This is a genomic window from Microcystis sp. M53598_WE2, assembly GCF_030067735.1.
In the GTDB taxonomy this organism is placed as follows: Bacteria; Cyanobacteriota; Cyanobacteriia; order Cyanobacteriales; family Microcystaceae; genus Microcystis; species Microcystis aeruginosa.
The window spans coordinates 1-1964 of record NZ_JASJFE010001028.1 but is presented as its reverse complement, the minus strand read 5'-3'; the positions used below and the strand labels follow the sequence as shown (position 1 = coordinate 1964).

The window sequence follows — 1964 nt, the reverse complement described above, 5'->3', positions numbered from 1 at the left end:
GTGCTGCGCCGTCCACTTGGTTTTCGAGACTGGCCTTTTAATTCTAACGTAAAGCCAACCTAGAACGGCGGGGTTTCAGACCCAAAATTTCCGATGAAAATAGCCGATAATCCCTTTCATTGCCTATAAATCGCACTCTATCAGGCGAGTAAAACAAAAAGTCACCATTTTTAACCCGTAGGGAGACTTCCACCAGAGAGCGGGAAAACAGCCTTCAGGAGCTGCGAGACTAAAATCCCAGTGATCATAATCATCGATACGCCACTCATCTTTGTCGCGCCATCCTACCAATTCCCCAAATTTTCTAATCGTTTCCGCGTCTTGGGTACGCAGGGTGTTAATACTACCGCCGGCGGCAAAATATAACTTCACCTGATTGCTAAAACCGAAATGATCGCCGCTATAATTTTTCCAAAGGCGATCGAGTACCCGAATCACATTAACGGGAAACCGCATCATATCCTCTGGGGTTAAAGTATCGCGGGTTCTGCCGGCAGTTTCGAGGATAACTCGGAGAGTTTCTGCGTCTGCCTCCCTAAAGTTCCCCTCAGCTAGGAATTGCTGTAATTTACCATAGCGCTCGATGTCTGGTACTAACATCTGCCGCGCTTCGATGAGGGCAACCCGTTCGGTTAAAGATTGCAATTGAGCTAAAATATCCTGAAGTTGGACGTTAATATCTGACATAAATGTAAGGGGGTTTGTTGACTGCAAAAACTACGGATTTATCGGCAGAATAATTATTGATTTACCGCTTCTAATCTTGACTTGACAAAGCGATTCATCCATGCTTCTAGATAGATGCGATTGGCTTTTTGTTCTTTTAAATCTGTGGTAGTTAAAGGGTAAGGTGCTAATCCTTGAATGGCTGCCGTTGTTACACAAAACATCGACTTTTGAAAAGTTTCGCAGATCTGGACTAATAAATCTTCTTCTTGACGAAAACTCTTTTTATAAATGTCGTGCAGATAATCTGGTAAAAAGTGACGCATATCCTGCATTAATAGTGTGGGAGGAATCCCTGCACCTCCGATGGGTAAAGGATCCGCATACAAAGCACCATAGGCAAACATTCCTTGATCGTAGGGAATTTGATAGGCTTGGGCATTATAGGAAATTGTACCGGGGAAAGGTGTTCCGCGAAAGAAAACCGCCTCAACGTAGGGGATTGCCGTATCTGCAAGAAAGGTTAATCCTGCCGATTTGGGGATCAGATCATAGGTTTGTCCTTTGATTTTTACCTGATAGACAATTGCTTGACTAGCATTATCGACTAAATTTTTCTTAATGTGTGCCACCACTGCGGGAATACTGGTAATTTTTCCAGCATCGTAGAGATCGGATAAACTTAAAAAAGTATCGGCCATAATTCGCCAAAATTGACCTAAACCGCTATAGTAGGCCATCATCCGCATTTGTTCTGGCAAAAATTCAGGAAAGGCTTTATTTAAAATTAAAACTAGGGGATTATTCCTAAATTTGGACTGAATAATCTTGGCTGTCACTTCCCGAAAAGCGGCACTATCTACATAACTATCTAAACCACCCCCACCATGCCAAAACATGGCTTTCATACAGTATTCAGCATACTCAAAATTAATGCGATTATGCCACCAGTGTTGTAGTAATTTCTGCCAAGATACTTGACCATTAAAATATTTAAAGAAGGGGAAAAAAACCAAAAACTGATTTTCCGCAATATAAATTAAATTTTTGGAATAAGCATCTAACACCACTCCGTAACTTTTCAGGATACCCACTACCTCGATCAAATTCTGGGGAGTATCTTTTAACAATGCTTCCCCAGCCGTGAGACGATCAATATAGGATGCTAGGGGATGAGAGGAGGACTTGACAGGGATAGTGACCATGCTAGAAGCTTGATAAAATAACTTTCCTGATCTATTTTAACGCATAAAAGCACAACCAATTAGCGGCGGTGGCACGGCGAGTCATGCGGGGAT

Annotated in this window: 2 protein-coding genes; both read right to left on the bottom strand. The window is 42.3% G+C overall.

From position 1 onward, the window contains the following. Positions 1-123 precede the first annotated feature (123 nt). Complete coding sequence (locus tag PX636_RS21155; RefSeq protein WP_002798240.1) at positions 124-687, bottom strand: GUN4 domain-containing protein; 564 nt, start codon at positions 685-687, stop codon at positions 124-126. Between the two features lie 53 nt (positions 688-740). Continuing rightward, positions 741-1871 (bottom strand): CO2 hydration protein, encoded by a 1131-nt coding sequence (locus PX636_RS21150; protein WP_288118719.1) that lies wholly within the window; start codon positions 1869-1871, stop codon positions 741-743. Positions 1872-1964: the final 93 nt, after the last annotated feature.